24 protein-coding genes are annotated in these 24,997 nt (G+C 63.0%); 8 read left to right on the top strand and 16 right to left on the bottom strand.

Going from position 1 to position 24,997, the window contains the following annotated elements:
- Window positions 1–11: 11 nt before the first annotated feature.
- The 5 genes from OSH12_RS09995 to OSH12_RS09975 form a co-directional block, all read right to left on the bottom strand.
- Window positions 12–920, bottom strand: coding sequence for a glycosyltransferase family 2 protein (locus OSH12_RS09995; protein WP_266343408.1), 909 nt, complete (start codon window positions 918–920; stop codon window positions 12–14).
- Complete coding sequence (locus tag OSH12_RS09990; RefSeq protein ID WP_266343407.1) at window positions 917–2,116, bottom strand: glycosyltransferase family 4 protein; 1,200 nt, start codon at window positions 2,114–2,116, stop codon at window positions 917–919. The genes OSH12_RS09995 and OSH12_RS09990 overlap by 4 nt, the downstream gene beginning before the upstream one ends.
- A gap of 146 nt (window positions 2,117–2,262) precedes the next feature.
- Complete coding sequence (locus OSH12_RS09985; RefSeq protein WP_266343406.1) at window positions 2,263–2,916, bottom strand: PIG-L deacetylase family protein; 654 nt, start codon at window positions 2,914–2,916, stop codon at window positions 2,263–2,265.
- The gene (locus OSH12_RS09980) at window positions 2,913–3,728 is read right to left on the bottom strand and encodes a glucose-1-phosphate cytidylyltransferase (protein ID WP_266343405.1); all 816 of its coding nucleotides are present in this window, start codon (window positions 3,726–3,728) and stop codon (window positions 2,913–2,915) included. Before OSH12_RS09980 ends, OSH12_RS09985 begins: the two co-directional genes overlap by 4 nt.
- Window positions 3,725–5,014, bottom strand: coding sequence for a class I SAM-dependent methyltransferase (locus OSH12_RS09975; RefSeq protein WP_266343404.1), 1,290 nt, complete (start codon window positions 5,012–5,014; stop codon window positions 3,725–3,727). Before OSH12_RS09975 ends, OSH12_RS09980 begins: the two co-directional genes overlap by 4 nt.
- Window positions 5,015–5,315: 301 nt before the next feature.
- On the opposite strand from OSH12_RS09975, the gene OSH12_RS09970 reads away from it, so the two are divergent.
- Together OSH12_RS09970 and OSH12_RS09965 are read left to right on the top strand one after the other, a co-directional pair.
- The gene (locus OSH12_RS09970) at window positions 5,316–6,332 is read left to right on the top strand and encodes a glycosyltransferase family 2 protein (RefSeq protein ID WP_266343403.1); all 1,017 of its coding nucleotides are present in this window, start codon (window positions 5,316–5,318) and stop codon (window positions 6,330–6,332) included.
- Window positions 6,333–6,337: 5 nt separating this feature from the next.
- Window positions 6,338–6,865, top strand: coding sequence for a dTDP-4-dehydrorhamnose 3,5-epimerase family protein (locus OSH12_RS09965; RefSeq protein WP_266343402.1), 528 nt, complete (start codon window positions 6,338–6,340; stop codon window positions 6,863–6,865).
- Between the two features lie 21 nt (window positions 6,866–6,886).
- Here OSH12_RS09965 and OSH12_RS09960 read toward each other — a convergent pair whose 3' ends face one another.
- Together OSH12_RS09960 and OSH12_RS09955 are read right to left on the bottom strand one after the other, a co-directional pair.
- Window positions 6,887–8,158: a DUF4910 domain-containing protein gene (locus tag OSH12_RS09960; RefSeq protein ID WP_266343401.1), complete on the bottom strand. Its 1,272-nt coding sequence runs from the start codon at window positions 8,156–8,158 to the stop codon at window positions 6,887–6,889.
- 50 nt (window positions 8,159–8,208) lie between these two features.
- On the bottom strand, window positions 8,209–9,273 hold the full coding sequence (locus OSH12_RS09955) for an NAD-dependent epimerase/dehydratase family protein (RefSeq protein ID WP_266343400.1): 1,065 nt from the start codon (window positions 9,271–9,273) through the stop codon (window positions 8,209–8,211).
- A gap of 288 nt (window positions 9,274–9,561) precedes the next feature.
- On the opposite strand from OSH12_RS09955, the gene OSH12_RS09950 reads away from it, so the two are divergent.
- A complete protein-coding gene (locus OSH12_RS09950) occupies window positions 9,562–11,019 on the top strand; it encodes a lipopolysaccharide biosynthesis protein (protein ID WP_266343399.1) in 1,458 nt (485 codons plus the stop codon).
- A gap of 63 nt (window positions 11,020–11,082) precedes the next feature.
- Here the strand turns inward: OSH12_RS09950 and OSH12_RS09945 are convergent, their stop codons facing one another.
- Window positions 11,083–12,072 (bottom strand): GDP-L-fucose synthase family protein, encoded by a 990-nt coding sequence (locus OSH12_RS09945; protein ID WP_323180636.1) that lies wholly within the window; start codon window positions 12,070–12,072, stop codon window positions 11,083–11,085.
- Window positions 12,056–13,129, bottom strand: coding sequence for a GDP-mannose 4,6-dehydratase (gmd, locus tag OSH12_RS09940; protein WP_266343398.1), 1,074 nt, complete (start codon window positions 13,127–13,129; stop codon window positions 12,056–12,058). The genes OSH12_RS09945 and gmd overlap by 17 nt, the downstream gene beginning before the upstream one ends.
- A gap of 253 nt (window positions 13,130–13,382) precedes the next feature.
- On the opposite strand from gmd, the gene OSH12_RS09935 reads away from it, so the two are divergent.
- A complete protein-coding gene (locus tag OSH12_RS09935) occupies window positions 13,383–14,648 on the top strand; it encodes a glycosyltransferase family 4 protein (RefSeq protein WP_266343397.1) in 1,266 nt (421 codons plus the stop codon).
- On the opposite strand, the gene OSH12_RS09930 is transcribed toward OSH12_RS09935, so the two are convergent.
- Window positions 14,628–15,758 (bottom strand): glycosyltransferase family 4 protein, encoded by a 1,131-nt coding sequence (locus OSH12_RS09930; RefSeq protein ID WP_266343396.1) that lies wholly within the window; start codon window positions 15,756–15,758, stop codon window positions 14,628–14,630. The two genes, OSH12_RS09935 and OSH12_RS09930, sit on opposite strands and share 21 nt — an antisense overlap.
- 301 nt (window positions 15,759–16,059) lie before the next feature.
- Here OSH12_RS09930 and OSH12_RS09925 point away from each other — a divergent pair, with 301 nt between their 5' ends.
- Entirely contained in the window at window positions 16,060–16,266 is a 207-nt protein-coding gene (locus OSH12_RS09925) for a tautomerase family protein (protein ID WP_266343395.1), read from the top strand.
- A gap of 49 nt (window positions 16,267–16,315) precedes the next feature.
- Here OSH12_RS09925 and OSH12_RS09920 read toward each other — a convergent pair whose 3' ends face one another.
- The gene (locus OSH12_RS09920; protein WP_266343394.1) at window positions 16,316–16,546 is read right to left on the bottom strand and encodes a hypothetical protein; all 231 of its coding nucleotides are present in this window, start codon (window positions 16,544–16,546) and stop codon (window positions 16,316–16,318) included.
- Here OSH12_RS09920 and OSH12_RS26245 point away from each other — a divergent pair.
- The 3 genes from OSH12_RS26245 (at window position 16,532) to OSH12_RS09910 (ending at window position 19,522) form a co-directional block, all read left to right on the top strand.
- Window positions 16,532–17,227 carry a DUF2946 family protein gene (locus OSH12_RS26245; RefSeq protein ID WP_407660761.1) on the top strand — a complete coding sequence of 232 codons (696 nt, stop codon included), beginning with the start codon at window positions 16,532–16,534 and terminating at the stop codon, window positions 17,225–17,227. The genes OSH12_RS09920 and OSH12_RS26245 overlap by 15 nt on opposite strands.
- A 79-nt stretch (window positions 17,228–17,306) precedes the next feature.
- A complete protein-coding gene (locus tag OSH12_RS09915; RefSeq protein WP_266343393.1) occupies window positions 17,307–17,846 on the top strand; it encodes a YcnI family copper-binding membrane protein in 540 nt (179 codons plus the stop codon).
- Between the two features lie 68 nt (window positions 17,847–17,914).
- Window positions 17,915–19,522 (top strand): copper resistance CopC/CopD family protein, encoded by a 1,608-nt coding sequence (locus OSH12_RS09910; RefSeq protein ID WP_266343392.1) that lies wholly within the window; start codon window positions 17,915–17,917, stop codon window positions 19,520–19,522.
- 12 nt (window positions 19,523–19,534) lie between these two features.
- On the opposite strand, the gene OSH12_RS09905 is transcribed toward OSH12_RS09910, so the two are convergent.
- Genes OSH12_RS09905 through OSH12_RS09885 form a run of 5 tightly spaced genes read right to left on the bottom strand, consistent with a single transcriptional unit; the run spans window position 19,535 to window position 24,996 of the window.
- A complete protein-coding gene (locus OSH12_RS09905; protein WP_266343391.1) occupies window positions 19,535–21,079 on the bottom strand; it encodes a lipopolysaccharide biosynthesis protein in 1,545 nt (514 codons plus the stop codon).
- 20 nt (window positions 21,080–21,099) lie between these two features.
- Window positions 21,100–22,407 carry a hypothetical protein gene (locus OSH12_RS09900; RefSeq protein WP_266343390.1) on the bottom strand — a complete coding sequence of 436 codons (1,308 nt, stop codon included), beginning with the start codon at window positions 22,405–22,407 and terminating at the stop codon, window positions 21,100–21,102.
- On the bottom strand, window positions 22,404–23,075 hold the full coding sequence (locus tag OSH12_RS09895) for a tetratricopeptide repeat protein (RefSeq protein ID WP_266343389.1): 672 nt from the start codon (window positions 23,073–23,075) through the stop codon (window positions 22,404–22,406). The genes OSH12_RS09900 and OSH12_RS09895 overlap by 4 nt, the downstream gene beginning before the upstream one ends.
- Window positions 23,072–23,989: a VWA domain-containing protein gene (locus OSH12_RS09890; RefSeq protein WP_266343388.1), complete on the bottom strand. Its 918-nt coding sequence runs from the start codon at window positions 23,987–23,989 to the stop codon at window positions 23,072–23,074. Before OSH12_RS09890 ends, OSH12_RS09895 begins: the two co-directional genes overlap by 4 nt.
- Window positions 23,986–24,996, bottom strand: a complete 1,011-nt coding sequence (locus OSH12_RS09885) for a VWA domain-containing protein (protein ID WP_266343387.1) — start codon at window positions 24,994–24,996, stop codon at window positions 23,986–23,988. The genes OSH12_RS09890 and OSH12_RS09885 overlap by 4 nt, the downstream gene beginning before the upstream one ends.
- Window position 24,997: the final 1 nt, after the last annotated feature.

The raw sequence follows: 24,997 nt of genomic DNA, 5'->3' as shown, positions 1-24,997 counted from the left end.
CGTTTCGGACCTCACAGCGGCAGCCCTCGTTCCCGCCGCCGCAGTTCCATCATCTTGGTGACGATCATCGTCTCGTAGGTCATCAGGAGCCGGCAGTAGACAAAGCCGGCCCGGCCATCGAGAAAGCCGCCGCGCAGGAGATACATGTAGAGGAACCGCAACAACGGCCGGCAGGGCAGCCGGAACGACAGCGTCTTGAGGGCGCGCCGCCGCGCCGTCGCGGATCCGAGCAGGATATCCGACCAGCCGATCCTCTCCGAGCGGAGACTCTTCAGGGACTCACGCGCCTCATGCCACGAATAGCGGTTGTGCTTGTCGTACCAGGCGCTCAAACCCTTGTTGAAGGTATAGTGCAGCAAGTGTCCGGCCAGCCGCCCTTCGGGTCCGTCCGCGACGGTCCGCAAGTTGATCTCCCGCTCGAAATGGACGCGGTTTGGTTCTACCAGTCGAACGAACCAGGTCGGATACAGCCCGCTCCAGCGCAGCCACCGGCCCATGAACATCGTCCTGGAGCGAACGTGAAAGGCCACCTCGGGGCGGTCGGAAGCGCTCGCAATGGCCAATATCTCGTCGCGAAGTGCTGGGGGCGTCACCTCGTCTGCATCGGGGAGGTAGACGAGGCGGTTCCTGTAGGGGATGTCCTTCAAGCCAAAGCTGCGCTGCGACGGTTCGCTGTCGAAGCGGCGCTGAAACACGCGGGCACCGAAGGATTCCGCAATTTCGACGGTTCGGTCCTGGCTGAAGGAATCGAGCACCACGATATCGTTGCTCCAGCCAACCGAAGCGAGACAGGCTGGCAGATTGATTTCCTCATCGAGCGTGAGGATCAACACCGATACGTTCGCGCTTACCGGGGCGCTGGCGGAATGGCGCCCAGCCTCGACCGTATCGACCGGCCCGATAGTCAAAGGCGCGATCATGCTGCGCGCTCTCGAACGGATCGCAGAAAGTTCTTAAGCGGTGTCGGCAGACGTGAGCGGAGACTGTCGCGCAGGCCGCGCGGCAAGTCCCAAGTTTCGATCGGCATTGGCGGCGCGATCGTCGGCACATGCTCGCGCAAGGCACCTAGCAGCGCGGCGTAGCCCTGCGCCATACGTGCGTTTCCGAAACGTTCGTGAACGGCAATCGGCCCCTCGCAAGCCATGGCATGCCAGTGCTTCGGGTTGCGCTGGAGATGAAGCACGGCATTGGCCGCGGCCTTGACGTCGCCGACCGGGAACAGCAGGCCGTTGACGCCGTCGTTGATCGCGGCATCCGTTCCGCCCCGTATCCTCGATACGACCGGGACGCAGCTGCAAGCCATTGCCTCGAGCAGCGTGACCATAAACCCCTCGAAACGGGATGGCGCGATGAAGACGTCATGGCTCGCCATTAGCGTCGGAACTTCGGCGGGAGCGACACTGCCAAGGAATTGGATGCGTTCGCCGAGAGACGCGGCGGCTCGACGGAGCCGCGCCAGATCCGGGCCATCGCCCGCCACTGTCAGGGTGACGTCAGGTGGCAGGCGAGCCAGAATTTCAGGGAGCCACAGAACGCCCTTGGCCTGATCCTCGATGCGGCCAAGCGACAGCAGCCGTAGTGGCTGACCCACCGCGCGGCGCGGACGCGGTGGCGGGGCAGGCAGGTCGACCGCGTTGTGGATCATGTGGGTTGCGTTGGCGGCGAACGCGTATCGAGCGACCAGATCTTCCCGGATGCGTTGCGACACGCAGACCGTCATATGGACGTGATCACGGATTGCCCGCGCGGCGGCATAGGTCGCCGGTGTGATGTTGTGGACGATCATGACGCGAAGCATCGACGCCGGCAGATAGCGCGCGAGGTTTGTCTGCACCCGGTCCGCATGGACGCTGACGAGAACTCCATCGAATTTCTGTTCGGCGAGGTGGGAAAGCATGGCGCGTGACTGCGCTGGTTCGCTGTCCTCCGCCATCCCGCAGGCGCTCCCGCACGACCATTCCGATTGCCAGTTCAAATCCCGGCCGGCGGCGTGGGCGGAGTGTCCAACGCCGAGCCACTCGAGCTCGATGTCAAAGGCGGCAAGACCGGTGCGGAGCTGCCGAAACACCGAATAGGTTCCGCCGAGATGCGGGTAGCCGAAGAAGGCGAATTTCAAGTCTTCCTCCTCGATTGGCGTGTGGTGCAGCGTAGGCAAGGTCCCAACCGTCACAGCTCCGCATTCGGGCGATGCGGCTCAGCCGTTAGGACAGGGCGGTGAGTTCCACCCTCGTGCTGGCGCGGAGCGGGAGCTGTACCGCTCGCTCATCCAATGGTCGCCTTGCGCAGGATGAACGCCTCGGCATAGTGGCCGGACGAGCGGCACTCCATGCCGCGTAGCCGCGCTAGCCCGCGAAATGTCTCGGCGTCGAACCAATCCTTTGAGCGCTGGCTGGCAAAGTGTTCGAGTAGCAACTCGGTCTTTCGCGTCAGGATGTCTTCGCCAAACGGCAGATAGAGGTTGGGCTGGCCGAGGTCTCCGTCCCATTTCGGGATTTCGTATTCGAGGATCGTGTGGTCGCGGAACGTGTTCCAGGTCAGTCGCGAAACGGTGCGATGGTCCTGATGCGCGTCGTCGCGGCGGTGCGTCATGACGATGTCGGGAACCGGACCCGTCTTCAGTTCCTCCATCCACCGCTTCAGGGTCGCTTGCTGGTTGGGAAACAGGCCGTCCTCGAAGCGGGCAAGCCTGATGTCAGACAGAACGGCGCCCTCCAGAAAGGCCTCGGCCGATCGTTCGGCCTCAGCCGCCCGAACGCCGGGTGCGCTCAGTACGCACCAGCGCACGTCGAGGCGGATCCCGGAGACCTGCCAGTGCAACAATGTGCCGCCCGCGCCGATTTCGATGTCGTCGGCATGGGCACCGAGGCATAGAACCGACAGGGATTCGCCGGGCCGGATCAGTGGAAGCGGTCTCATGATCCGGCAATCGCCAACGGCAGAGAAGAAGTGCCACCCGCGGCGGAGGCTCGCCACGGCATCGCTCCCTGTTCGACCATGTCTTCCAGCATCTGCCGGTCCTTGAGCGTATCCATGGCCCGCCAAAAGCCCTCGTGCTTGTAGGCCATCAGTGCGTCCGCCTCGATCAGCCGGGTGAATGGCTCCTGCACGAGCTCTTCGCCGGGCCTGATGAAGTCAAAGATCCCCGGCCGGAACAGGAAAAATCCGCCATTGATCCAGAGGTCGGAGCGGTCCGCGGTGCGAAACCCCTTCAGTGCCCCATCCCTTTCGATATCGGCAAAGTGGAAGCTCAGATGCGGCCGTACGGCAAGGAAACAGGCAAGTTTGCCGCTGGCGCGAAAGCACTCGATCATCGCGATCAGGTCGACGTCGCTGAGGCCATCGCTATAATTGGCGAGAAAGATCTCCTCGTCATGGACATGCTCGCGGACTGCCAGCAGTCGCTCACCGATATTGCGCCAGATACCTGTATCGATCAGCGCAACACGCCAGTCTTCCTCGGGCTTGCCGAGAAGTTCGACCTTGGTGCCAAACCCGGAAACCACGCAATCCGCATAGGCTTGCGGACGATAATTCAAGAAGAAGTCCTTGATGATATTGGCTTTGTAGCCGGTGCAGAGAATGAAATCATTGTGGCCGTGTCGGCTGTAGTAGTTCATCAGATGCCAAAGGATCGGCTGATGACCGATTGGGATCATCGGTTTGGGAATGCTCTCGGGATACTCCCGGATCCGCGTACCGAGGCCGCCACAGAAGAGAATGACCTTCATTGCAAGGGTTCCTTTGGCTCCAGGACGCGGGGTGTCGGAATCGGCACGATGAAGCGTCCGCCCCAGTCGGCGATATGCTGCATCTGTTCTGTTATTTCGGCTTGGAGATTCCACGGAAGGATCAGGACGTAGTCGGGCCGGGCGGTATCGAGGGCATGGACCGGCAGGATCGGGATGTGCATTCCGGGCGTGAACCGCCCGAGCTTGTGCGGGTTCCGATCAACGGTGAACTGCAGAAAATCGGTGCTGATGCCGCAATAATTCAGCAGCGTGTTGCCCTTGCCCGGGGCGCCGTAGCCACACACCGTTTTGCCGTCGTTCCGGATGGCGATGAGAAGCGCGAGCAGATCCCGCTTCGTGCGCTGAACCTGCGCCGAGAATTTTGAGTAGGTCTCGATCCGATCGAGACCGTATCGCCGTTCCTCAAAGAGACAGCGGGCGACGGACGGCGCCTGTGAATAGGAAGAATCTTCTCGCGCCAGGTACACCCGCAGCGAGCCGCCATGCGTTGTCAGTTCCTCGACGTCGATGATTTTCAGATCGTGTCGCGCCGCGAGTTGTTCGACAGCGAGCAGAGAAAAGTAGGAGTAGTGCTCATGATAGATCGTGTCGAATTGCCCGTCTTTCATCAGGCGCAGGAGATGCGGAAACTCGACCGACACGACACCATTCAACTTGAGTAGAATGCGCAGTCCGGCAACGAAATCGTTCAGATCCGGGACCTGGGCCAGCACGTTGTTGCCGATGATCAGATCCGCTTGCCGTCCCTCGGCCACGAGAGCCTTGGCCAGTTCCGTCCCGAAAAATTCGACACGGGTATCGATGCCTTTGCTGATGGCAACCGCCGCGACATTGGCTGCCGGCTCGATGCCGAGGGCAGGCACCCCAAGCGGCTGGAAATGCTGGAGCAAATAGCCGTCGTTGCTGGCGATCTCGACTACAGAGCTTTTTCGGCCGAGGTCCAGCCGTCGCGCGATGGCTTCACAGAAACGGCGCGCGTGGGCGACCCAACTCGGCGAGTAGGAAGAAAAATAGGCGTAGTCGCTGAATATCGCCGCGGGTTCGACGTACTCCTTCAGCTGCACCAGAAAACATGCGTCGCATACCATCACGCGGAGCGGAAAATAGGGCTCCATGGAATCGATTGCTTCTGCAGTGACAAAGCTTTCACAAAGGGGAGACATGCCGAGGTCGACAAATTCTGTGTACAGGTCAGCGCCACATAGACGACATGCGCCGTTCTTTTGCGTTTTCTGCGCCGAACCGACACCGAGTCGATCTATCAAGGTGTTCACTCCCTGAGTTATACATAGGTCGAGCGAATTAATTGATCGACATGAACTTTTTGATCTGGGATCATCGTAGTTTCTATATTTCTAGAGCAAAATAGGCACTTTCGGCGTTGTGCCCATGCAGTTTGGATGGAGACCTGAACCGAAAGGGCGCGCTCTATGCCTTTTGAAGGTTAGGACGCCACTGCGCTTAGCCAGATGCTGCAAGGATTGGCCTTTTGGATGCGTGTTGCTTGAAGCCAATGCGCGTTTCAATAGCTCCCAACGGGCGAGCGCCCGGGAGGGGGCGCCGGATATGACCAGCATCGACGTCGCCATTCCCAACTACCAGTACGGCCGCTACTTGCGGGAGTGCGTGGAGAGCGTTCTGAGCCAGGGAGTTCCGGAATTGCGCGTCCTGATCATCGACAACGCCTCCACCGATAACAGCGCCGAGGTTGCTCAACAGCTTGCCGCGGACGATGCCCGCGTGCATTTCGTGCGCCACAGGGCCAATCTCGGTCACCACGCCTCGTTCAACGAGGCGATCGACTGGGCTGCTGCGGATGGCTTCTTGTTGCTGTGTGCGGACGACAAGCTCGCGCCGGGTGCGCTCTCGCGCTACTTGCCCCTGTTCGATCAAAATCCGCAGATCAATCTTGCCTTCGGACGATCGGCAACCCTTGGCCCGACGATGTCGGTGGAGAGCGAGGCGTCTCCTGTGCGATGGACCGTGTCGCCGGCGCGCAGCTTGCTCGATCGGTTCTGTCGCATGGGTGCCTCCTGCATCTGCAGTTGCGCCGCCGTCGTGCGGACCTCAACGATGAAGCAGGTCGGCCATTTTCGCTCCACCCTGCCTTACACGGACGATTTCGAGTTCTGGATGCGGGTCGCGATGTCAGAGGGGCAGGTCGCTGAAACGCGTGCGACCCTCGCGCTATTGCGGGTTCATGGCGATGCTCGCTCCGCATCGATCCGGGCCGACCTCAGTCGCGACATCGCAAACTGCGAGGCGGCATTCGACTCCTTCTTCGCAAATGAGGGTGCCAATCTGCCGGACGCCGCGCGACTGAAGCGATGGGCCGCGCGAGCGCTGGTGGGGCGGTCCTATTGGTCTGGCATCAGTCAAGCCTGCCGGGGCGAACCGGCAAATGCTGTGGGCCTGCTCCGCTATGCGGTCCAGCGATCCTGGGGGACGGCGCTGCTACCACCATTCGACCACCTGTTGCACATGGAGCATCCGATCGAACGCATCGCAGCGGTGCTGGACGAAGCCTGGAACGGTACAGCCGCAAAGGCGGGGCGGAAGAACGCGACCGGACGGATAAGGTAGTCACAGTGCGGTTTCTACAGACCCTGTTGCATCAAGCGGTCCGGATCGAGCCCGACGCGGCGGAGGACGAACGCGGCCGGTTCGAGCGTAGCTTTTGCGCGCGAGAGTTTGCGACGGCCGGTCTGCCTGCCGCATTCGTCCAGCACAGCCAGTCTTGTTCCTTCGCAAAAGGAACGCTGCGCGGCATGCACTTCCAGAAGGCGCCGCACGGCGAAAGCAAGTTGGTGCGCTGCCTGCGCGGCTGTGTGTGGGATGTCATCATCGACCTAAGGGAAACTTCGCCGACTTACCTGCATTGGCAGGGGTTCGAGCTTGCGTCGAGCAATCGACACCAGCTGTATGTGCCTGAAGGGTTTGCCCACGGCTTCCAGACGCTCTGCGACGATGTCGAGATGGGCTACCTGATCTCGACGCCCTATGCGGCCGAGTTTTCGAGCGGTGTGCGCCACGACGATCCAGCTTTTGGGATCGTCTGGCCGCTCCCGATCGCTGCAATTTCGTCCCGCGACCTGGGCTGGCCGGACTACCTCTGAACTGGACACTTTTGGGAAGATTCAGGCTTCCAACAGCCCATGTTCCTGCAAACGTCGCGCTACCTCGAGCAGGTCGGCAAACGGCATGTTTGCCCGTTCCGCGATGTCGAGAAGCGTGTGCTGTCCATCGGCGAGGTTGAGCACCCACAGCATCGCCATGTTCGCGGCCTGAGTTGTCGGAGATCCGTCGCCACCGATATAAAGACCATGGCGGCCAAGCTGCCGCTCGCCCTTCATCATCGTGCTCTGCGGCGTGAAATTGTTCTCGATCACATCCAGGATGGCGAGGAGCATAGAGTAGGACGAAGCGAGATGTTCCGGCCGGACGAAATCCAGATTGTCGGCCGACGTGTGATATTCGGCAAAGCTTCCAAACAGACTGCGCTGGAATAGACCTACCGGCAAGTTGAATCCCGGCGATCCGTATTGGCGCTCATCATACCCGTAGGGACTAAAATCGAGGATGGCAGGCGCTGGCGTTGCGTACCGAAGCACGTGGCTAGCAGCTCGATCGATGAATGCACTGCCGCGGCGGCTTTTCTTGTAAGTCGGCCCGCCACCATCGCCAACGCACGAGACGACGAGCCCATGCCGGACTTTTCCGGTCTGCGCCTCGTTGCGGGCGAGCCAGGCGAGCGCGCCAATGGTGCCTGGCGCAAAGACGAAGCGATAGCTGTAGCGCGTCTTGTGGCCAGATAGCGCTTTCGCGAGAAGGGTGAGTAGCGCCAGGCCGGAGCAATTGTCGTTGGCAAGCGACGGATGGCAGATATGTGCCGAAAGCAGCACCTCCTCCTCGCTCGCTCCGGCGTGGTAAAACTCGCCATAAGAAAGGCTGCCTTCCCCAAGCTCCGAGTCGATCACGGCCTCGTAAAGTCCGTCCGGGAGAGCCATTAGCCGCTCATGCGCCATACAAAATCCCCAGGCTTCGTCATAGGCGGATTTCCGATAGGGAATCCGGTCCGGCTGTTCGGGCAGGGTGAAAATGTGTTGGCGCAATTCGCCCAGCGGCAGGATCGCCCGGATCGGGGCGCTGTGGTTCACGACATGCAGATTGCAGGCTTGGAAATCTACGACCCGCTCGCCAGCCTCGTTGCGAATATAGGCGTCGCGGATCGTCCACTCGCGCGGGACGGTCCAGTCGAACACCTGCGTTCCAGAGGGTACCTCATGGATCGTCAGCGCGATCTCCCGTTGCAACCGGCGCAACGTCTCTCGCACGCCTTCGCCGGCGACCGAGCGGCAGATCGGAAATATATCCGCCAGCAGGCTGTAGATGGCCTCGCCGAGTTCCATGGGCTGCACCTCGGCGAGGGCGTTGTTCCCATCCTCCGCGGCAACCGCCCTCATTTTGCAGCGGCCATGTCGGAATGGTGTGCAATCTGGCGTCGGCGCAGGTCGGCATCCAGCACGCCGGCCGCCATCAGATGACGGATCTGTCCGATCCGCTGATACCGCGGCCCTTCGAACATCTCGGTGGTGAGCGCCGCGGCGCGGTAGGCGGCATAGAGCTGTTCAGCGCCGCGCCGCGCATTCCATTTCGGCCTGAAGCCAGGCAGCATGCGACCGATCTTGTCGAACGAGACGCGATAGGAGCGATGGTCCGGGCTTGCGTCCGGCGCCACGCTCAACTCGCAGCCCGGAACTACCTCGGACACGAGCCGGGCCAGGTCGCGAATGCGATAGTTGTGATCCGTCTGGCCGATGTTGAACGCCTGGTTGCGGACCGTATCCTCCGGTGCCACGAGACCGGCTAGGAAGGCGCGGGCGATGTCTTCCACATGCACGATCGGTCGCCATGGCGTCCCGTCCGATAGCAGGTGGATAACGCCGCGCGTCGCCGCGCCGGCGACGAGGTTGTTGAGCACGACGTCGAAGCGCAGGCGCGGCGAGAGGCCATAGGCCGTCGCGGGACGGAAATAGACCGGACAGAACGTTTCGTCCGCAAGGTGCGCGATCTCGCGTTCGGCCATAACCTTGGACTTGCCATAGGCGGTGACCGGATGAAGCTCCGACGCTTCATCGACCATGGCGTCGCCGGCGCGGCCATAATTGCTGCAAGATGACGCGAACAAAAAGCGCCGGACGCCGGCGGCCTTGGCCAGCATCGCCAGACGGACGCTGGCGCGATGGTTGATCGCGTAGGTGATATCGGGATTGAGGTCGCCCAGCGGATCGTTGGACAGGGCGGCCAGGTGGATTACTGCGTCGAAACCGACAAGCGCATCCCGCGCGATGTCGCGGATATCCATCTGCATCGCGACTATGTCCGTGATCGGGCCGCCGGCCGGAAATGTGCTGTCTGCATAGAGATCGCTGTCGCAGCCGATGACCGTGTGGCCGGCGCGCAGGAGCATCGGCGTCATCACTGTGCCGATATAACCGCGATGACCGGTGACGAGAACCTTCATGCCACGCCCTCCCTGACGATCCCTCCTGCGCGTCCCGGAAATCGCGATGCGTCTCAATCAGGGCGGGTCCTGCGAGGCTAGGCTCGCGGCATGCGTCTAGCGCCCTGACCATCTGTGCAACCGGCTAAGGCTTCCAGTCAGGGTTGATTGGGCTGAAGACGCCGAACCTTCCATGCACACCGCACATGGCGTAGCGCATTCGCCCCTTGATCAAGGGGAGGACAGGAGGCGTCTCGGCTAGGCTTGTCGCCCGGGAGCCAGTCTACCTCTCCGGAGAAAGGCGCCCGCATGCAGGATCTCCGGCGAAAAACGATTCGCAGCGGACTAGCCAAGCTCCTCGGGCAGGGTGTGGGTTCGATGATGCGACTCGCCTTCATGGTCGTCCTCGCCAGGCTGCTCAACCCGCATGAATTCGGGCTTGTCGCGATGGCGACGGCCATCACGGGCCTGCTCGGCATGTTTGCCTCGGCCGGCCTTTCCTCGGCGGCCGTTCAGGCCCATTCGATCAGTAGGGCGCAGATATCGACGCTGTTCTGGGTCAACATGCTGATCGGCGTGGTTTTCGCCGTTCTGTGCTGTGCCATGGCGCCACTTCTGGTTCGGTTTTATGATGAGCCGCGGCTGTTTTGGCTGACGATCCTACTGGCGCCGGGCTTTCTGCTAAACGCCGCCAGCGTTCAGCATCTGGCGATACTCCAGCGGGATATGCGCTATGCGACGTTGACGGTGATCGAGTCTGGCGGGCAGTTGCTTGGTCTGGTTGCCGGAGTAACGCTGGCACTTGCGGGCTTCCGCTATTGGGCGCTCGTTGGCGCGGCCTCTTTCGCTCAACTCGGTACGACCTTGGGCCTTTGGGTGGTGACAGGCTGGATTCCAGGACGCCTCGGGCGCCTCGCCAGCGTCCTTCCGCTCCTTCGCGTCGGCGGTACCATCACGCTCAATACGTTCGTGACCTATGTCGGATATAATCTGGAGAAGGTCCTGCTCGGCCGTTTCTGGGGCGCCGATGCGCTCGGCAATTACGGCCGCGCCTATCAGCTCATCTCCGTACCGATCGACAATCTGAACAGCGCCTTCGGCGGCGTGGCTTTTTCCGCCCTGGCGAGGCTTCAAGAGGATCCGGCCCGACTCCGCCATTATTTCATCAAGGGCTATTCGCTGATCGTCTCGATGACGGTCCCGCTGACGCTGTTTCTCGGCTTCTTCGCGGATCCGATATTTCTGGTCTTGTTTGGCCCCAAATGGATGGAGGCTGCCGCCATATTCCGTCTGATGACCCCGACCGTCTTGATCTTCAGCCTGATCAATCCATTCGCCTGGCTGCTGTTCGCGACGGGGCGTCAGGGGCGCAGCCTGCGGACAGCGCTGGTGATTGGACCCATCGTCATCGTGGCCTGCATCATCGGACTGCCTTATGGGCCGCGCGGGGTCGCTACAGCCTATTCGACCGCCATGGCGCTTTGGTGCATCCCACATATGTTCTGGTGTGTGCATGGAACACCGGTCAGCGTCAGGGACCTTCTCCCCTCCATGGGACGCCCGATTTTGGCAGGCCTTGTCGCCGCAACGATCGGGATACTCGTCGATCGGTACGTGATGGCAGATCAACCGCCGCTGGTCGAGCTCGTCGTTGGTGGCGGCATCATGCTGTCGATTTACGGCGTCATGATCCTGCTCGTTCTCGGGCAGGGTCCCTTCTACAGGGAATTGTTCCGCGACCTGCGCAGGGCTTCATTTTCGTCCTGACCAAAAAGCCTCACGGGCCCAAAAGGACCCGCGAACAGCCGTTTTTTTGTTGAAACAGGGGGGCTAGCCGCCCGGCCGAGACTTGATCGCGTTGGCTTCGGCATATCCCGCCAGCCAAGCCTGGTAGCTGGCCTCGATGCCGTTGAGCAAATTGATCGAGGGACTCCAGCCGAGCGCCGTCAGGCGGCCACTGTCCATCAGCTTGCGTGGTGTTCCATCGGGCTTGCTCGGATCGGTCACGATGGCACCATCATAGCCAATGATGTCGGCGATCAGGATCGCGAGGTCGCGGATTGAGATCTCCTGGCCGGAGCCGACATTGATAGGCTCTACTTCGTCATAGCGCCTGAGCAGCAGGATGCACGCGTCCGCGAGATCGTCGACATGCATGAACTCCCGCATCGGCCGGCCTGTGCCCCAGATTGACACGCTGGCCGCATCGTCGGCCTTCGCGAGATGGATGCGGCGCAGTAGCGCCGCCAGCACATGGGAATTCTCCGGATCGTAGTTGTCGTTCGGCCCATACAGATTGGGCGGCACGGCCGTTATGAATCGGCAGGCATACTCGCGGTGATAGCTCTCGGCGAGCTTCAGCCCTGCGATTTTGGCAATTGCATACGGCTCATTGGTGGGCTCGAGTGGCCCTGTCAGCAGGACCGCTTCCTGCATCGGTTGGGTCGCTTCGCGCGGATACATGCAGCTGGAGCCGAGATAGAGCAGTTTTTTGACGTCGGCGCGCCGCGCGCCTTCGATGAGGTTGGTCGCGATCGCCAGATTGTCATAGATGAACGGTGCCGGATGGCTCGCGTTGGCGACGATGCCCCCCACCTTTGCCGCCGCTATGATGATGGCGTCGGGCGCGTTGGCGTTGATCCATGCCTCGGTTGCGGATTGTCGGCGAAGGTCCAGCTCTGCACTGGATACGGTCAGGATCTCGCAGGGTTCGCGTTGCAGCCTTCGCACCAGAGCCGAGCCGACCATGCCGCGATGTCCGGCAATCCAGATGCGCTTGCCGGTCAGGTCGAAGCTGTCCGTCTCATGCATAGCGGTCATTGCGGCCAACCTCCCGAAGCACAGTGCGCAGGTCCGATTGAACCATGTCGGCAATCAGCCCCTGGAACGACGTCGTATGGGTCCAGCCGAGTTGCTCGCGGGCCTTGGTGGGGTCGCCCAGCAGAAGATCGACTTCGGTCGGGCGAAAATAGCGCGGGTCGATTTCGATAAGGGTTGCGCCGCTTCGTGCGTCGCGGCCCTTTTCTGTGACACCGTTTCCACTCCAGTCGATGGCGCGACCGATCTCGCCAAACGCACGCTCGACAAACTCACGCACCGTGTGCGTCTCGCCTGTCGCCAGCACAAAATCTTCCGCCCGTTCCTGCTGCACGATGCGCCACATGCCCTCGACATAGTCGCGCGCATGTCCCCAGTCGCGCCGGGCATCGAGATTGCCGAGATGGATGGTCTGTTGCAGGCCATGCTGGATTGCGGCGACGCCGCGTGTGATCTTGCGGGTAACGAATGTTTCGCCGCGCAGGGGGCTTTCGTGATTGAACAGGATGCCGTTCGAGGCGTGAATGCTATAGGCCTCGCGATAGTTGATAGTGATCCAGTAGGCGTAGAGCTTGGCCACTGCATAAGGACTGCGCGGTGAGAACGGGGTCGTCTCGCGCTGGGGCGCCGTAAGGCTGCCGCCGAACAGTTCCGAGGTCGAGGCCTGATAAAACCGGCAATGAGCCGCAATGCCGGCGATGCGCATCGCCTCCAGCAACCGCAGCGTTCCGAGAGCATCGGCATTGGCCGTGTATTCGGGCGTCTCGAACGAGACCTGGACATGGCTCTGGGCGCCGAGATTGTAGATTTCGTCTGGTTGGACCTCGTGAATGATCCGGCACAGGTTCGTCGCGTCGGTCAGTTCTCCGTAATGGAGCTGAAAGCGGACTGCCTCGGAACCATGTGGGTCCTGATACAAGTGATCAATGCGTTGCGTGTTGAAGGATGAGGACCGGCGCTTGATGCCATGAACCTCATAGCCTTTTTCGAGCAGGAGCTCGGCCAGGTAGGCCCCGTCCTGACCGGTGACGCCGACAATCAGAGCCCTCTTCGCGCGCATTCTGTTTGCTCCGCCGTTTCCAACCGGAACTATACGAAGCATGCCAGCCGGCGCCGTCCTGTCCATCCGGCCGGGCTGACGGCCTTGCGCTCAACCGATAGTGGAGAAGCGATCAGGGCCGCTCGACCGCTCTAGTTCTTCCGGATGGTGCGGCTCGGTCAGAAGGGCTGAAACGCCTCCATCGGCTGAGTTGCCGCTCGCACGGGAACGGGAAACGCTTGAGGACCTGCTATCCTCGGAGACTGCGATCCCGATGCGCGTCGTGCTGATCAATCGCTATTTTCACCCTGATGAATCGGCGACGAGTCGGATGGTCTCCAGCCTGGCCTTCGGGCTTGCCGGCAAGGGAGTCGAGGTCGAGATCGTCACCAGCCGGTATCGCCACGACGATCCTGTCGAAGCCATGCCGCGCTTCGAGACGATCAAGGGCGTCGGGGTGCACCGGATCGCTGCTTCGTACTTTGGCCGAGCGGGCCTGGCGGGCAGGGCAGCCGACTATGCGAGCTTCCACGCCAGCGCCTCCTTCTGGTGTCTGGCGCATATCCGGCACGGCGATATCGTCATCCCCTGTACCGATCCGCCGCTCTTGTCCGTTTCCCTGGAACCGGCCATCGCCGCGCGCGGTGGGCTGCTGGTGAACTGGTTGCATGACATCTTTCCCGAGATCGCCATCGAACTTGGGATGATCGGGCGTGGGGGAACGGCAGCGCGACTAGCGCTGGCCGCGCGCGACCGGGCGCTCCAACGTGCCAGTCAAAATGTTGTCCCGACTGCCGCAATGGCGCTTGGCTTGCTGGAGCGCGGCATCACGCGGGGCACGATGGGCGTCATTCCCTACTGGTCTGAGGAGAACGAGATCCGGCCCATCGCACCCGAGCTCAATCCGCTGAGAAGCGAATGGAACCTCACCGGCAGGTTCGTCGTCGGCTACTCGGGAAATTTTGGTCGCGCGCATGAGTTTGAGACCCTGCTCGACGCGGCCGAGCATCTGCGGGATCATGAGCCGATCCGCTTTCTTTTGATCGGCGGCGGGTTTGGTCGCCAGACTATCGAGAATGAAATCGGCAGGCGCGGGTTGACCAATGTCATCCTGCGTCCGCTACAACCGCGCGAACGACTGGCCGAGAGCCTTTCTGCCGCCGACGTTCATCTCATTTCGCTACGGAGTGCGCTCGAGCCCTATGTCGTGCCGAGCAAGCTCTACGGCATCATGGCTGCCGGGCGGCCAATCCTTTTCATCGGGGCGGACGATGGCGAGGTCGCAACCACCCTGAGATCGGGGAACTTTGGCCAGACGGTCGCCATTGGCCAGGGGCGGGCGCTCGCGGCCAAGATCGTCGAGTGGCAGTTGGATCCCGCCCTATGCGAGGCGATGGGACGTCGAGCGCGCATTGCCTTCGAAAATGGCCATCTGCGGGCGCGTGGAATTACCGAATGGCTTGAGTTGCTCAAGGCGCTTAAGGCCCAGCAAGCGTTCCGTCCGTCGATCCGACGCGGGCTATTCGGCAGGCTCGGGTGACACCGCCGGTGCCTGAGCGACGGCTTTCCGACGATGCGGTCCGGCCCAGACAAAAGCGCAATGCGCCATGGCCGGGATAACCAGCCCCATCAGCATCAGCGATGGCGGCGCCTGCAACGCGATGCCCGCGATTGCGACCGCACCGAGCAGGCCGGAAACTCCGATCAGCGTTGCCGTGGCGAGCATCGGCGACATGCCTGAATCCAGCAGGAGATGATGAAGATGTGCCCGGTCCGCAGCCATCGGGCTCCGCCCGGCTAGCGGCCGGCGGATCATCAGGCTGATCGTATCGATCACCGGAATGGCAACGATCCAGAGCAGGGCAGGGAAGATTTCTGGGCCGCCCTCGCCTGCGAGGGAGCGCGAGGACAGCTCGACGATGATGCTGCCGATGGCACATCCCAGCATCATGCTGCCGGCGTCTCCCATGAAGGCGATGGCACGGGGCAAGCCGGGGCGACGCAGGTTGAAGACAAGGAAGCCGAGGACGACGGCGACCAGCAACAGGCTGTCATCGACCAACCGTGCCTGTCCCGTCAGCATGCTGGCAAGGGCAAGGCAGATGAGGGCAACTCCGGCAATTCCGCCGGCCAGCCCGTCCAGGCCGTCGATCATGTTGAAGGCATTGATGAGCCCAACGACGAAGACGATCGTCACCAGGGCCGAGATCCAGCCGCTTGCCGGCAGCGATGCCGGAATTGGCACTATGCCCGCGCCAAGATGCCCCCCATCACCGAGCCCGAGCAGGCCAAAAGCGATGAGCCCCTGAAGCACCAGTTTCGTTCCCGCGCGGATCTCCCATCGATCGTCTGCGATACCGACGGCGACCAGTGCGCCAAGCGCCAGCAACAAGGTCCATGAATTGGGCTCGGGCGCAGCGGTTGCCCACGTCTCAATGTCGCGCGGCCACAGGCCATCGCGCAAAACCATGGTGGCAAGCAGGGCGACGAACATGGCTATGCCGCCGCAGACCGGGACGGTACCCTCGTGGGCCTTTCGAACGGTTGGAATGTCGATCAGACCGATCCGGGGCGCAATCCTGCGCAGCGTCGCTACCAGCGCGACCGAGAGCAGGAAGGCGAGTGCGAGCGGGATGCTGCCGAACGACATGGGCCGGCCTCTTCATCGTGCTGCTGCGCGCGCTTGGAGCGCGAAGGCGCTCCCGGCAGGATTGCCGGCGGCTCAAACACGATAGGGCGAGGGATCCCAGCGGGCCGATTCGGCCATATTGCCGAGGAATGGCTCCAAGCGGCGTAGATTCACGGGTCGCCTACTTCGATCGAACAGGGTTTTCGCAAGAGAGATCTGGCTTCGGAAGAGGCAGGATTGCAGACTGTGGATGAGCCGGACGCAGCGAGATCAACGGCGCAGCACCATTCGGCAAAGAAGCCACCCAGGGAGGGGAACCAGAATGCCGTTCGTCAACATCCGCATCGTCAAGGAAGTCATCGCCAGCGATCCTGAAGGCAAGAAGGCCGCTATCGCCGCCAAGGTCACCGAAGCGATCCGGGAGGCTACAGGTCTGACAGATAGCGACGTCTGGGTGGTCTTCGAAGAAGTGCTGGCGCGCGACTGGTACCTGGGGCCCAAGAACGTCGAGACGCTAAGGGCTGGCTGACAACCGGCTGAGCGGGACGATTGCGGCCAATGCAGCCGCCATTCCGCAGTTAGGGCTGGGCCTTGGAGCCGTCGGGATTGCGCGTTCCGTCGGCCTTCTCGCGGGCAATTCGCTCCCGGCGTTCGGCGCGGCGGGCGGCAATTTCTTCCGGCGTGCTGATCTTGAGCGGCGGCAGGCCAGCCGCGGCCTCCGCTATCGCAGGGTCCACGCCTTCGGCGAGCAGGGCAGCCTTGAATTCGTCAGCGCGGGGCAGGGCAGGCTCCTCATGCAGCGACCCCAAACCATTGAAGCAATGGCTCGTCTGCGTCTTCTGGCGCGATCGGTCCGGCGGACGAAATCCGCCGGAACCTGCTCTGCACGTTTAGGCGCGCCCCCAAATAGGGTCAAGTCCGAGGGAAACGATACCCTTGGACGATGCCGCCGGAACCGGAGTTCCTCTCTGGCTTGGGCGTTAAAGCGCGGGGCAAATGCCGGCGAGCGATCCAGGGATGGCGCGCAATATGCCGCGCTGCCGGATGTTCTGCGCCCGCTGGTTCGTGCTAATTTCATCCAAGCGAGGGGAAGTCGCTTGAATCTGAGGTTGCGCCAGGGACTATCGGCTGAGGCGACGTTGTTCGTTGCCCTGATGCTTGTTGTCCAAATTCTGCTGAGTGGCCTTTCGCTTGGCGTTCAGGCGGCGATACTTGGTCCCGACGCTTTCAGTCATGTTCTCTGCACCGCCGATGGTGCCAGATCCGCCAATAGCCAATCGCCTGACGGCTCCCCCCTCGCGCACGAGATCGATTGCTGCACATTCGGCTGCAGCATGGTCGGGGGCGCGGTCCCGGCCGCGCCTGACGATGGCGGAGCGCTGCTCAACAACCGTGGCGTCTCCCAAACGCCGGTACTGGTCTCCGCCGGGCCGGCCGGGCTGGCTCAGAGAACGCCGCAAAATCCGAGGGCGCCTCCCGGGGGGATCTGATGCACTGCCGGGTCTTTCGAGCCGGTTCATCCGATCCTGCCACCCGTTTGTGGGTGGATCAGCCCTACTGGAGCAGGCGATGTTTGTTCGCACCCTGAATCTGAAGTCTATCCTGACCGCCACCGCGTTTCTCGCAACAGGTGCCACGGCCGTATCGGCGCATGTCACGCTGGAAAACCAGCTCGCGCCGGTGGCGTCGACCTACAAAGCCGTGTTCCGGGTCGGACATGGCTGCGAGGGCAAGCCCACCATCAAGATCCGCGTTCAGATCCCCGAAGGCGTGATCGCGGTCAAGCCGCAGCCGAAGCCGGGCTGGACCGTCGCGAAAGTGAAGGGCCCATACGACAAGGCCTATGACTACTACGGCACCCCGACGAGCGAGGGGGTGAAGGAGATCGTCTGGAGTGGTGGCAGCCTTCCCGACGACGAGTATGACGAGTTTGTCCTGCGAGCCTATCTGACCGGAGATCTCGTAGCCGGATCAACGCTCTATTTCCCGATCGTCCAGGAATGCCCGGACGGCGCCGTCGAGCGTTGGATTGAAATTCCGGCGGCAGGCAAGAGTGCCGACGACTACGAGCAGCCCGCCCCGGGCGTCAAGTTGCAGCCGAAGGAATAGGTGGATCAGGCGCGCCCGCTGCGGCGCGCCTGCTTCCTCTGTCGGGTGGCTTGGAATGGGGCGGGACGATGTCGGCAATTTCGGACGGTGTGAAACGAACGATTGTGGCGGCGCTGGTCCTCGTGGCGGTGCTGCTTGCCGCGGGTGACGCGTTTGCCCATGCCTCGCTCATACGCTCCAGCCCGGCCGACGGCGCTGTCCTCGCGACGGCTCCGTCCTCCTTCGCGCTCACCTTCAGCGAGCCGACCTCGCCGCTCTCGCTGAAGCTGGTCGGACCCGACGGCTCTGCCAGGGTTCTCGACAAATCTGTGTTGCGGGACGCGACCATCGACATCGTCGCGCCGACGGGGCTCGACAAGGGAAGCTATGTTCTCAGTTGGCGGGTTGTTTCGGAGGACGGCCATCCAGTTGGAGGCTCAGCGGTCTTCTCCATCGGCGCGCCGAGCGCGCGTCCGTCGACAACCGCGATCGAGCTGATCGACTGGCCGATTCGCAGCGGCATTTGGCTTGCCAAGATCATCACCTACGCCGCTCTTTTCATCGGCATCGGCGGCGTCTTTTTCCAAAGCTGGATCGGAGATCGGTCCGCGTCGGTTGGGCGACTCTGCACTGGATTGATAATCGCGGGCTTGGCGGCAGTGTCGCTCTCGGTTGGTTTCCAGGGGCTCGATGCGCTCGGCCTGGGTTTGGCAAACATCGCCCGGCCAACAGTCTGGTCAGTAGGTTTTTCCACCAGTCTCGGCAATCTGGCCAGTCTCGCCATCGCTGCGATGGTAACAGCGCTCGTGGCCATGCTTTCCCGTGGCAGGATTGCCAGGCCCTTATCGCTGATCGCTTTGGCCCTTGTCGGGATCGCGCTCGCCTCGAGCGGCCACGCCAGCGCCGCGCAGCCGCAATGGCTGACTCGACCGGCTGTCTTTCTGCACGGCGTCGGGATCGCATTCTGGGCCGGCGCTCTGGTCCCCCTGGCAAGCGCTCTCGCTTCGAGACCGTCGGAATCGACGAACGTGCTGCGGCGGTTTTCGAAGCTGGCGCCTTGGTTCGTCCTGCCGTTGATTGCGGCCGGCGTTCTGCTCGCCTTCGTCCAGGTGAGGGCGCTCGATGCGCTATGGACGACCGCCTACGGGAACATCCTTGTCGTCAAGCTGGCGCTGCTCGTCCCGCTGTTCGCGCTTGCCGTCGTCAATCGCCTTTGGCTGACAAAACCGGCGCAAGGCGGGGAAGCCCGCGCAACCATGCGTTTGCGCCGTTCGGTCGGTTTTGAGCTTGTTCTCATCGTCCTGATCTTCGCGATAGCTGGGCTATGGCGCTTCACGCCGCCGCCGCGCGCATTGGCCGAGGCGGCAGCCGTCCCGGCCGTACTCCACATCCATTCCGACAAGGCGATGGCCGACCTGGAAATCACGCCTGGCAAAGCGGGCCCGGTCCGTGCCTCCATCGCGATCATGACGGGCGATTTTGGACCGCTGGACGCCAAGGCTGTGACGCTCGTCCTTTCCAATCCGGACGTCGGCATCGAAGCGATCCGGCGACCTGCCCAAATCTCTGCCGATGGAGTTTGGAGCGTGGAAGGGCTGAACTTGCCGGTGCCTGGAATATGGAAGGCAAGGATCGACATCCTCATTTCGGATTTCGAGCTAGTGAAGCTGGAGGACAAGATCGAGCTACGGCCCTAAGTCGGCTCCCGTCTATTGGCTGGCCTTCCCTTGCGGGGCGTCCTGCCTACTTTCCGCGAAAGCAAGCCTGATTGCCATCTCGACCAGTTGGGGCGCGAAAAGCCGTAGGGCGAGGGCATATACAAGCATCCCCGTCGCAACCAGAACGGCGAGCCGCAACGGTGTCGAGCCAATAGTGCCAAGGTTGTCGACAGCCAAGCAACTGACGACCATGAGCGCCGTGGCAACCAGAGGGGCGCGTACGGCCTGATAGAGTATGTCGACGCCGATTCCGACCACGCGCCAGACGACAATCCAATTGAGGATCGTCGTGGTCAATGCAACGAGGACCTGGCCGAAGGCGACACCGACAATTCCCCAGCGAGTAGCGACGATCAGAATCGGCATGGCGAGGATCAGGTTTGCCACCGCGATCAGCGTCAGGATGTGAGGACGGCCGGTGGCCTTGTAGATGTCGCTGAGATTGAAGCTAAGGGCGTATATCATCGCGTAGAATGCGAGCGCCTGCATCACGGGTACCGCGGGTAGCCACTTCTCTCCAAAGAACAGAAGGACTAGCGGCTGCGCGACGACGGCTATTCCCGCGGCGGCAGGCAACGCGATGGCAGCGATGACGGCCAGGCTCTCGCGGCAGGATCGGCGCAGGGCGTCCCGATTTCGTTGCATCCGGCTATAGGCGGGGAAGAGGGCTTGGCTCGCCGCCCAGCAAACGCTCATCACGACCTGATCGATCAGCGCGAAGCCAAGCACATAGATGCCGAGACTGGACGGGTCGAACCAACGACCGATGACCAGAAAGTCGATGTTCTTTGTTGCCATCCCGAGCAGTTCGATCAATGCGACGAGACTGCCGTATCTGGATATCTGACGAAGAATGTCGCGATCCAGCGAGAGGCGAGGCCGCCACCCGGATAGCCACCACAGCAACGCCAATCCGAAGGTCTGTCCCGCTATGTGCCCCCAAACCAGACTCCAGGCGCCCAATCCACCCGCGGCGAGGCCGATGCCGACGACGCCCTTGGCGAGGGCTTTTCCGATCTCAGCAACAGCACGACGTCGAAATTCCATCCGGCGCTGGAGCAGACTGGAGAAGATCGATGCGGGGCTGGTCAGCAGGAAGCAGATGGACAGCACACGGACCATTTCGGATATCCGGCCGTCCTTGAAAAAGTCGGCAAATATCGGCGCCGCCGCGAATGTCAGCCCTCCCACCAGCAAGGAGCCGGCGAGGCCCATCGAAAGCGCAACGGCGGCAGTTTTCTCCGGTTCATCGTGCCGCCAGACGATCGCCGCGCCGCTTCCCAGGCTGGCAGCCGTTTCCATATAGGCGAGAATGACGAGGCTGATGGCAACCAGTCCGAAATCGTCCGGCAACAGCATCCTTGCCAGGATCACCGTGTTGACGAGGACGATCAGCTTCCCGGCGATCAGTGCCCCATGGGTCCACATGGCCCCGATCGCTACGCTGCGATGCAGGCCAGGATCATCGGATACGTCCAGATGGCGATTGACCGATAGCGCGGCGGGAACAGGCAGGTCGGGACGGGCATCGGCCATTCACCGTGCTCCTGGGCACCCTATGACGGGGCAAACTCGTTGCTTGGCTTGCCGAGAGGATTTAGCGGAGGAAGTGGGGCTGGGGCAGAGTCGCGGGGTCGGGCCAGAGCCGCCGCCCGATATTGGCGCAACGACATAAGATACGTCTTTGCCATCGCCTTCGTCCAAGCTGGTCCGCCAGCAAACAACGCCATCTCCAGCGCACTCGCGTCTGGTGGAGCTGGCCAACAAGCCGGCAGCCGCGCGCGCCATGTCGCCAGCGCCTTATAGATCGCTGCCGCGTCGCCACTGTCGCCAGCGTGAGTGAGCGCATGGAACGCGGCTGGCTCGGAAAGCGCCTGTTCGGCGCGACGATGGGGGGCTTGCGCCCGCCATTTCCAGACCGTGGCGAGCGCCAGGACGACCAAAATTGCGAGCGCCGCGATTGTCGCCCAGATCAGTGGCCGAACCGGGGTCGAGGCGGCAGGTGTCCCGGGCATGGTCGTCGGCGCCGGGCCAGCCTTCACAGTGGCTGTCGCCCCCTTGCCGGTGGCGGTCTCCGCCTGCTTGTCGGCTAAGTTCCACCAGGGCTGATCCACGGCCGGCAGATCGAACGTTCCCGCCTTCTCGAAGACATAGGTGACGCGGTCGATGCGCTTGCCGGTGATCGTGCCGCGATTGCTCTGGTCCTGGCTCGCCGGCGCATCGACATAGACGCGAACGCCGTCTGGGGCGGGGAATGCGAGGTCGCGCATCGCCAGCGCCGGCACGTCGGTCGCCGTGCGGGTGATGGTGCGGACCAGTGCGTCGCCGACGTGGAGCGCCGTTCCCGGCTCGGGCTTCCAACTTTGCTCCAGCGTCAGCGTGTCGGTCGCGACCACGACGTCCTTGGCGTCGATCCCCTCGGGCGCAACGATCGTCTCCTGCACCGATTGGCCGGTCTGCGTACCGGTGACATCGCCGTCTCGGTCGAGCAGGGTCACGGCGGCGGGCGGGATGGCGAGCGGGCCGCTGCGACGTGGGAACACGGCGAATTCGAAGCGCTGGCCGACATAGTCGGCGCCATCGATCGTTTCGCGCATCGTCGTTGCCTGCGTCTCGAAGCGCATTACCTGCGCGCCGGGCATGTCGGGAATGGCGACGCGCGGCGGACGCGGCATGTCGCCGGGAAACATCACGTCGACATACAGCGCAATATGCTGGCCGACGACGGCGCCTTCCTTCGGATCAAGCGTAGTACGGATGATCGGCACGGCGGCGGGAGCCGGTGGATTGGCCGGCGTCGTCTCCTGTGCCCGCGCGGTCGCGGCGAGCAGCAGAAACGTGAAGGCGAGCGCGGCGCGTCTCATGGCTTTGGCTCGTTTGGCTTGACGTCCGCCGGCGGTGGCGACACCTGCAGCTGATAGGCGAAGCGGGCGCGCAGGAAATCGGCCGGTTTCGTCTGCACGCGCTTCAGCCAGAGGGCGCGCACCTGTTCGTCGCTCATCGGCTTGTCATCGACTTCCGTGTCTTGCCCCTCTGGCGTCTTCGCATCCTTGTCGTAGACGATCTGGTCGGCGCCTTCCTCCTGGTCGCCGAGATCGCCGCCGGGCGCCTTCATCCTGTCGGCGCGCAGTTGAGCCAGCTTGCGGTTGGCTGTGGCGTCGTTCCATCCGGGCTTCAGCTCCAGCGCCCGATCAAAGCGGCCGACCGCCGCGTCGTACTGGCCGAGCATGACCAGCGCATTGCCCTGGTCATAGGCGCCCTCGGCCGTATCGCGGCTGCCGAAGACCTGCGCTGCCGTCTTGAAGTCGCCCGCACGCATCAGGGCCGCGCCGCGCCAGATCGGATCGCGGAAGCTCGTTGCGGCCTCGGCAAATTTCCCCTTTTCATAGAGGTATCGGCCCCGCTGGTCGGGCGAGGCCCAGAGGGCGTACCAGCCGATCCTGAACGCGCCCACGACCAGCGCCACCGCTGTGACGCCGAGGAACAGCAGCGCGAGCTTGCCGAAATGCGGCGGGCGGGTCGCTGTCATCATGCCAGCACCCAGCCGCGCCGGAACCAGAGCAGGGCGATCAACGCGATCAGCGGCATCAGCCAGTAGCCCGCTTCCTCCCAGCGCTGGCCCTCACCTTGGCCCAGCGTCGGCGCGGCGCCGGCGGCCAGGCGGCGGGTGATTGCGTCGATGTCGGTATCGTCGACGCTGGTCGAGATCAGCGTCGCGCCGAGTGCCTTGGCGATCTCCGCGAGGCCGCTATCGGCGGGAACGTCCGGCGGCGTCAGGCCGAGGATGGTCACCGGTACAGCCGGCTTGGTGGCGGTCCCGCTCTGTTCCGGCGTGGCGGTGTCGGCGAGCACGAGAATCGAGCCGCCGAGTTTCGCATCGGCCAGCACCGAGCCAGCAAGCGTGATGGCCTCGGCCAGCGCATCGCCCTCGCGCGGCATGATCTCGGGCGACAGCGCCTTGGCCATCGCCAGAACGACATCGCCATCGACGGTTGGCGGTAGCACGAGATGGACGGAGCCAGCATAAGCGACGAGGCCAGTCGGTGCACCTGCGCGGCTTTTCAGCAGATCGTCGAGCTTCTGGCGGGCACGGTCGAGCCGGGTCGGCGCGAGATCGGTCGTCAGCATGGACGGCGTCACCTTGAGCACGATCATCGCGGGCTTCGCGGCAGCGGCGAAGGGCGAGGGCACCTCGCGCCAGGTTGGGCCGGCGAGCGCAACGATGCCGAGGATCCAGCCGAGCAGCGCGACATCGCCGGGGCGGATGCGGCGGCGCGCCTCGCCGCCGGTGACGAGATGCTTGAGGAGTTCCGGATCGATGACCTTCTGCCAGCGGTTGGTGCTGTCGCCCGAGCGCCGTTCTGCCCACCAGAGCGCCAACGCCGGCAGGAGCAGCAACAGCCACCAGGGGCGGATGAAATGGAAGGCGGCGAGGAACGTGCTCATGCCTTGGCGGCCTCCGCCTTGGCCGGTGCCGTCCGTCTATGCGGCCAGCGGATCAGCAGCAGGGCTTGCCCCAGCATGGAGAGGATCACCAGCGCGCCGAGCGGGATCCAGTAGAGCTCGGTCTTCGGCCGGAAGGTGACGGTATCGACTTTGCGCGTCTCGATCTTGTCGAGTTCGTCATAGATCGTCGCCAGCTGCTGGCGGTCCATGGCGCGGTAATAGCCGCCGCCCGTCGTGCTGGCGACATCCTTCAGCGCTGCCTCGTCGAGCTTGTCCTCGCCGGCGGCGGCCGGATCGCCGACCGCGATGGTGTGGATGACGATGCCATTGTCTTTGGCGATGCGCGCCGCCTGGTCGGGCGGGATCTGGCTCGCCGTGTCGTTGCCATCCGTCAGCGCGATCATCGTCTTGGCCGGCACGGTCGACTTGGCGAACATATTGATGCCGAGGCCGATGGCGTCCCCGAAGGCGGTGCGCGGTCCTGCCATGCCGACCTGCATCTCGCCGACCAGCCGTTCGGACAGGCCGAGATCGGTCGTGAAGGGCACCAGCGTGAAGGGCGCGTCGCCGAACACCACGACGCCGACCCGGTCGCCCTCGCGCCGTTTCAGGAAGTCGGTCAGGACCTGCTTGACGGCGGTTAGCCGGTTGACCGTCGCGCCGCTCGCATCGGTGAAATCCTTGGTGTCCATGGAGCCGGAGAGATCGACCAGTAGCAGCAGGTCGCGCGCCGGCTTGTCGAAATGCAGCGGCGGCTCGATCCATTGCGGCCGCATCAGCGCCAGAACGGCGAGCAGCCAGCACAGCCCGAGCAGCAGGCTGCGGACGAGGCCGCGATGGCCGACGACCGCGCCGTCCTCCGGCTTCGCGCCGGTCAGCGTCACCAGCCGGGCGAAAAAGGGCACGCGCAGCGCCGGCCGCTGCTCGCGATGGCGCGGCAGCAGGTAATAGACCACGAGCGCCAGCGGCAGCAGCAGGACGAGCCAGGGATAGGCGAAGCTCGGCATG

Source organism: Kaistia terrae, assembly GCF_026344005.1.
Taxonomy (GTDB): Bacteria; Pseudomonadota; Alphaproteobacteria; order Rhizobiales; family Kaistiaceae; genus Kaistia; species Kaistia terrae.
Note: the sequence above shows the minus strand (reverse complement) of the source record. Positions and strands in the feature narration are given on the sequence as shown.

Bases quoted from the DNA above. Each gene is read 5' to 3' on its own strand.
- OSH12_RS09995 (WP_266343408.1), bottom strand. From the start codon at position 920: ATGATCGCGCCTTTGACTATCGGGCCGGTCGATACGGTCGAGGCTGGG.
- OSH12_RS09985 (WP_266343406.1), bottom strand. From the start codon at position 2,916: ATGAGACCGCTTCCACTGATCCGGCCCGGCGAATCCCTGTCGGTTCTA.
- OSH12_RS09980 (WP_266343405.1), bottom strand. From the start codon at position 3,728: ATGAAGGTCATTCTCTTCTGTGGCGGCCTCGGTACGCGGATCCGGGAG.
- OSH12_RS09970 (WP_266343403.1), top strand. From the start codon at position 5,316: ATGACCAGCATCGACGTCGCCATTCCCAACTACCAGTACGGCCGCTAC.
- OSH12_RS09960 (WP_266343401.1), bottom strand. From the start codon at position 8,158: ATGGAACTCGGCGAGGCCATCTACAGCCTGCTGGCGGATATATTTCCG.
- OSH12_RS09955 (WP_266343400.1), bottom strand. From the start codon at position 9,273: ATGAAGGTTCTCGTCACCGGTCATCGCGGTTATATCGGCACAGTGATG.
- OSH12_RS09950 (WP_266343399.1), top strand. From the start codon at position 9,562: ATGCAGGATCTCCGGCGAAAAACGATTCGCAGCGGACTAGCCAAGCTC.
- OSH12_RS09945 (WP_323180636.1), bottom strand. From the start codon at position 12,072: ATGACCGCTATGCATGAGACGGACAGCTTCGACCTGACCGGCAAGCGC.
- gmd (WP_266343398.1), bottom strand. From the start codon at position 13,129: ATGCGCGCGAAGAGGGCTCTGATTGTCGGCGTCACCGGTCAGGACGGG.
- OSH12_RS09935 (WP_266343397.1), top strand. From the start codon at position 13,383: ATGCGCGTCGTGCTGATCAATCGCTATTTTCACCCTGATGAATCGGCG.
- OSH12_RS09930 (WP_266343396.1), bottom strand. From the start codon at position 15,758: ATGTCGTTCGGCAGCATCCCGCTCGCACTCGCCTTCCTGCTCTCGGTC.
- OSH12_RS09925 (WP_266343395.1), top strand. From the start codon at position 16,060: ATGCCGTTCGTCAACATCCGCATCGTCAAGGAAGTCATCGCCAGCGAT.
- OSH12_RS26245 (WP_407660761.1), top strand. From the start codon at position 16,532: ATGCAGCGACCCCAAACCATTGAAGCAATGGCTCGTCTGCGTCTTCTG.
- OSH12_RS09915 (WP_266343393.1), top strand. From the start codon at position 17,307: ATGTTTGTTCGCACCCTGAATCTGAAGTCTATCCTGACCGCCACCGCG.
- OSH12_RS09910 (WP_266343392.1), top strand. From the start codon at position 17,915: ATGTCGGCAATTTCGGACGGTGTGAAACGAACGATTGTGGCGGCGCTG.
- OSH12_RS09905 (WP_266343391.1), bottom strand. From the start codon at position 21,079: ATGGCCGATGCCCGTCCCGACCTGCCTGTTCCCGCCGCGCTATCGGTC.
- OSH12_RS09900 (WP_266343390.1), bottom strand. From the start codon at position 22,407: ATGAGACGCGCCGCGCTCGCCTTCACGTTTCTGCTGCTCGCCGCGACC.
- OSH12_RS09895 (WP_266343389.1), bottom strand. From the start codon at position 23,075: ATGATGACAGCGACCCGCCCGCCGCATTTCGGCAAGCTCGCGCTGCTG.
- OSH12_RS09890 (WP_266343388.1), bottom strand. From the start codon at position 23,989: ATGAGCACGTTCCTCGCCGCCTTCCATTTCATCCGCCCCTGGTGGCTG.
- OSH12_RS09885 (WP_266343387.1), bottom strand. From the start codon at position 24,996: ATGCCGAGCTTCGCCTATCCCTGGCTCGTCCTGCTGCTGCCGCTGGCG.